The 5316-nt window shown below is 58.2% G+C and carries 5 protein-coding genes; 1 reads left to right on the forward strand and 4 read right to left on the reverse strand.

Translation table 11 applies throughout. From position 1 onward, the window contains the following. The first annotated feature begins 251 nt into the window (after positions 1 to 251). On the forward strand, positions 252 to 1622 hold the full coding sequence (gene glmU / locus E1H13_RS25620; protein ID WP_169617805.1) for a bifunctional UDP-N-acetylglucosamine diphosphorylase/glucosamine-1-phosphate N-acetyltransferase GlmU: 1371 nt from the start codon (positions 252 to 254) through the stop codon (positions 1620 to 1622). A gap of 164 nt (positions 1623 to 1786) precedes the next feature. Here glmU and E1H13_RS25625 read toward each other — a convergent pair whose 3' ends face one another. The 4 genes from E1H13_RS25625 to E1H13_RS27050 form a co-directional block, all read right to left on the reverse strand. Then, on the reverse strand, positions 1787 to 3166 hold the full coding sequence (locus tag E1H13_RS25625) for an SGNH/GDSL hydrolase family protein (RefSeq protein WP_169617806.1): 1380 nt from the start codon (positions 3164 to 3166) through the stop codon (positions 1787 to 1789). A 176-nt stretch (positions 3167 to 3342) separates the two neighbouring features. Beyond that, positions 3343 to 4107 carry a class I SAM-dependent methyltransferase gene (locus E1H13_RS25630; protein WP_169617807.1) on the reverse strand — a complete coding sequence of 255 codons (765 nt, stop codon included), beginning with the start codon at positions 4105 to 4107 and terminating at the stop codon, positions 3343 to 3345. A gap of 10 nt (positions 4108 to 4117) precedes the next feature. Next, positions 4118 to 4342, reverse strand: coding sequence for a ribbon-helix-helix protein, CopG family (locus tag E1H13_RS25635; protein WP_169617808.1), 225 nt, complete (start codon positions 4340 to 4342; stop codon positions 4118 to 4120). A 311-nt stretch (positions 4343 to 4653) separates the two neighbouring features. Continuing rightward, positions 4654 to 5316, reverse strand: a 663-nt coding sequence (locus E1H13_RS27050) for a WD40 repeat domain-containing protein (RefSeq protein ID WP_206071081.1), incomplete at its 5' end; no start/stop codon positions are given.

Genomic DNA, 5316 nt, shown 5'->3' on the forward strand with positions numbered 1-5316 from the left:
CCTTGCCCGTCAGTCACTAAAAGCACAAACCCTCAGTCCCTTTCACTTAGAGGGTTTCCCGGCTTAAATCACACCCCCCCCTCCCCATCCCTCCCCATTTCTCCATCCCCCTTACCCTACTCTTCGAGAACGGCACCGCCGAACGGGAAGCCGCTCCGCGTCTACACCCCATCACTTCCCCCCTCCCCTACCCCTGCTCCACAAACCACGATATACTCCCTTGCAGCAAGCCAGAAGGAAATTCCACGCCAATGGTCGCTGTTGCCATTCTCGCCGCCGGACGCGGCACCCGCATGAAATCCAGCCTACCCAAGGTGCTCCACTCAGTGGGGGGCAAGTCAATGGTCGAGCGCGTGCTCGATAGCCTGGGTGCCATTGATCTCAGCCACACCCTGGTGGTTGTGGGTTTTGGCAAAGAGCAGGTGCAGACAAGCCTGGCCCACCTGCCCGGGTTAACCTTTGTAGAGCAAGCCCAACAATTGGGCACAGGCCACGCCGTCCAACAGGTGATTCCGCACCTGGAGGGCTTTGAGGGGGATCTGCTAGTGCTGAATGGCGATGTGCCGCTGCTGCGCCCAGAGACCCTACAAAAATTGGTCAACACCCATCAGCAAAACGGTAATGCGGTCACCCTACTTACCGCCCAGTTCGATGACCCCACCGGTTATGGGCGGGTCTTTTGCGACGACCACAACATGATCACCGAAATTGTGGAACATCGGGACTGTAGCCCGACCCAACGGCAAAACCGCCGGATCAATGCGGGGGTGTACTGTTTTAACTGGCCTAAGCTGATGACAGTGCTGCCCCACCTGCAGGCCGATAACGACCAGCAAGAATATTACCTGACCGATGTGGTCAAAGACTTGCAGCCTGCGATGGCGATGGATGTAAAGGACTGTCAGGAAATTTTTGGCATCAACAGCCGCAAGCATTTGGCTGAAGCCTACGGCATCTTGCAGGACCGGATTAAAGATCAGTGGATGGCGGCTGGGGTAACTCTGATCGACCCCGACAGCATCACCATCGACACGACGGTGCACATCGAACCTGATGTGGTGATTGAGCCTCAAACCCACCTGCGGGGTAATACCGTGATTGGTAGCGGCAGCCGCATTGGCCCTGGTTCAATGATCGAAGACAGCCAGATTGGGGCCAACACCACCATCACCTTTTCGGTGATTAGCGACAGCACGGTGCAAGCTGGCGCACGGGTGGGTCCTTACGCCCACTTGCGAGGCCAGGCCGATGTGGGTGAGGGCTGCCGCATTGGCAACTTTGTGGAACTAAAAAAAGCCACCCTGGGGCCCAAGACCAACGTGGCTCACTTGTCTTATTTGGGGGATGCCACCCTGGGCAGTCAGGTGAATGTGGGGGCAGGCACGATTACGGCCAATTACGATGGCTACAAGAAGCATCCGACGGTGATCGGCGATCGCGTTAAAACTGGCTCCAACAGTGTCCTGGTGGCGCCGGTCACCCTTGGGGCAGACACCACCGTTGCCGCTGGCTCCGTGGTCACCAAAGACACCCCAGAAGACTGCCTGGTGGTGGCCCGCCCGCCCCAAAAGGTCTACGAAGGTTGGCGTCCCCGCCACCTGCGGGAGTCGTCTTCTGACTGAGGGGCTGGTATTTACCCAAACCCACCTCCATCAGCTTTTCCCCCTTGAGTAAATGCGCCAGAATGGGCGGCAGAGCCCTCGGTAGATGCGCCCAGCCAGAGGCTGGGTGCGAGGAAACGCCCAGATAGCCCGCTGATCAACGTTCACGTGATAGGTCGCTACGCCTAAGACCCAAATGGCTGGGGCTGGATAAAGAGCTGACTGGCGATCGCATCATAGAGTCGTTCCGACATCAGCGTATTCGCTTCATCGGTCAACCCATTCGGACTTTGGAAGGCCTGCCCAGGGAAGGACTCGTACAGGGGGTAAAAATTTAGCACCTGAGCGTTGGCCGATTGGTCGGCCGCCTGGGAGGCCGCAGCGGCTAAGCCATCAAAGCCGATCCGCATTTGCTCTAAATAGTTGTCATCCAACTCAGCGACAATGGTTGACTCCTCGGGGGTGAGGGCATCAGGCTGGCGGGTTGAAATATCCGGTTCAATCCCGATAATTAAGCGCTTTTGATTCACCGAAGCCCAGGTCACCATTTGCTGGACATGGTTGCCATAGCGCTGGATGCGCTGCTCCAGCTCAGCCTGGTCCTGGGGCAGGCGGTCGTTCCAGGTGGCATTCAGGGTAGGGGCATAGAGATTCAGGGGTTGAGCCAGGAGCTGCTCTGGCTGTTGCCGTTGCCCACTGTAGGACTGAATACCCTGGACTAAATATAGTTGGGTGAACCAGTCATGCACCTGCGTCCTGAGCTCAGCCCCCCAGGCCTGTCCTTCGCCGGTCAGGTGTTGTTCTAGCCCCGGCACATCGCTACCCCTATCGGCACTGGGCAACATCAGGTCCCCATGGCCACCCACCACCACCACAAAATCTGGATCGTAGGCGGCCACCCGCTGCATCAGCATGGCTAACTCGTTGCCAGAAGCATAGCCCGGCACCGCTGCATTGATCACCCGGTACTGGCCATCGCGAATGCGAGGCGGTAACCCCAGGGCCTCCTGGACTTGATCGGCCCGGAAGGGCAAGACAGTGGGCTGAAACTGGTCAGGGTTAGCCCGTTGCTCGGCCACCTGGTCATTCAGGCGAGTTTCTAGTTTGCTGGCAAAGGTGGTTTGGTTATTCGAGCTGAGCTGGCCAAATGCCGTAGACCCCCCCAGGACAAAAATTCTAATTTCTGCCTCTGGTTTGGCTATGGGTAGGGGCTCTGTGGCGCGAAAGCCATTTTCGTTGATGTGCCAAAAATTGCTCTGCTGGTCCCCCGCCAGCCGATATCCCAACAGGGGGTCTCGCACGGCGCTTAATTCGCCGCTGTCTGGTAGACCCACATAGGGTTGACCCTGACGGCTCACAAACCGCAGTTGGTAGGCATCGATTAAGGTCGAGGTGGGGTCAGCGGTGAAGCGATCGCTGGTGCCCGTGGCATGGCTGACAAAGCGAGTTAAAAATTCTAAACCGACCGGAATGCCGACCAACAACAGCAGGACCAACACCCACCGCCAACGCCGCCGTGATGATTTCTTTTTGTACGAATAATCATAGTTGTACCGGCTATACATAAGCGTTGCGACTCTCAAATCGTACCCATCAACAGGGCAATCAGCAGAACGATTGTAGGCGATCGCTGCCACTTCACCACGCTGGCCAAGGTCGGCGACCTTAACCCCCTTGTCTTAGAAGCCAAAATGGCCCTGGATGTTCCATCCAGGGACAGGCCCCGATTCCCAGGGTGGGTTTAGCGGTGTTCCACCTCAGGGCTCAAAATATAGAATGTGTAACCGTAAACGTCGCTGAATTGCTGAAATAGGGCCATTTCCGCCTCAGTGTCCTGCACTACGGTTTGGGCTACGGAGCTGAGGTTGGGATTGAGCTGGTTAAGGCGCGATCGCAAAGGACCATAGTAATTCGCCCACCAGGCCTGGCTGGGTAACCTGGAGGTCGCCACCACCCGATAACCCGCCCGCTTGGCCCGCTGCCGATTGTCCGCCTCACTGCCGATGCCGGGATAGGCCGCCTGCCAGTAGTCCCAGGCTTGAGCTGGGATGGCATCGGTGAACCAGCTCAATTCAGACACAACCGCCACGCCCCCCTCGGCCAGCAACGGTCGCCACCGGCTGAGGGCCTGCTCAAACCCCAGGTTGTAGGCCGCCCCTTCTGACCACAGCAAATCAATCGAACCCTGGGGCCAGTCGAGTTGCCCCATATCCGCCACGATGGCGGTAATCCACTGCTCCAGACCAGCGGCCCGGGCTCGGGTTTGTAGTTCCTCAATAAACACAGCCGACGCATCCACCGCCAGCACAGAACTTTGGTAATGCTCTGCCAGCAGCAGTGCCCCCGCCCCACTGCCACAGCCCAAGTCAGCGATCCGAGGCTGGGGGGGGAATGGGGGCAGCGATCGCAGCAGTTGACGGGCAAAGTTAATATCCCCTGGCCCCTGACGGTCTAACCCCCGGTGCAAGGCGATCAGCGTATCGATGTACTCGGTTTGATCGTCCACGGCAACCCCGCTACGATGCTTTAAGATGTTCGGCTAGCCAAAGTTTAATGATGGCTTCTCGCTGGATGCCCAGTTGCTCAGCCTCGCGATCGAGGGCGGCCACCATCCACTGCGGAACGCTGATTTCAATGCGCTGAGGCTCTAACCCAGGCCGCCTGAGGGTAGACAGGTCGAAGTGTTCCAGAATGTCGTCTTCACCCTCGTCAAATTTGCGCTCCAACTCTTCAGCGTTCATAAAGCAATACCTCTTCTTCACGAGAACGACGCACAGAAATAATTCGGATATTTTTTCCCGTCCTCGTTCCCATGCTCTGCGTGGGAATGCCCCCCGAGGCTCTGCCTCTGGCTATAGGTGGCAGAGCCACCCTGGATAGGCACTCAGGCGGAGCCTGGGCACCAGAGAAAGCTTCTACCTCTGTTGTATGGGCAAGTCCTAATTCCAGAGGCAGTATACCGTGAGCTTGTAGACATCGATCCGCCTGTGCCAGGAGGTGCCGAAACCCAAACAGCAGCGCCAACGCAGCAGGCGAAGGAGAACCGCTGATGCTAAGTTTGAGGTGATTTGTCGCTGCGTTGCAGAACCCCTTGCCAGAAGCCGATGACGTTGTTGACCCAGGGAAGCCGCCCCAGCAGCGGTTGGGTGGGCAAATACCCCTCGCAGAGGGCTTTGTCTTCGGCGGGGGTAGCGGGGTTGGCCATGTAGTCGCGCAGCCAGTCGCAGCTTTTGGCCATTAGGTCATCGAGATCGAGGTTCCAGAGGATGACGGTGCCATCGGTGGTGGCGCTGGCCAGGGTCTGCCCATCGGGGCTGAAACTCATACTATTGACCCAATTCGTATGGCCGGTGAGGGTTTGCAGTTCCCGGCCGCTGCGGTCCCACAGCTTCACGGTGCGATCGACGCCGGCGCTGGCCAGGGTCTGCCCATCGGGGCTAAAACTCACACTCCAGACCGGAGCCGTGTGGCCGGTGAGGGTTTGCAGTTCCCGGCCGCTGCGATCCCACAGCTTGACGGTGCCATCTTCGTTGGCGCTGGCCAGGGTCTGCCCATCGGGGCTGAAACTCACACTATTGACATAATCCGTATGGCCGATGAGGGTTTGCAGTTCCCGGCCGCTGCGGTCCCACAGCTTGACGGTACCATCGTCGCTGGCGCTGGCCAGGGTCTGCCCATCGGGGCTGAAAATCACACTTCTGACCAAATCCGTATG

The sequence above is a fragment of the Nodosilinea sp. P-1105 genome (genome assembly GCF_012911975.1).
Classification (GTDB): Bacteria; Cyanobacteriota; Cyanobacteriia; order Phormidesmidales; family Phormidesmidaceae; genus Nodosilinea.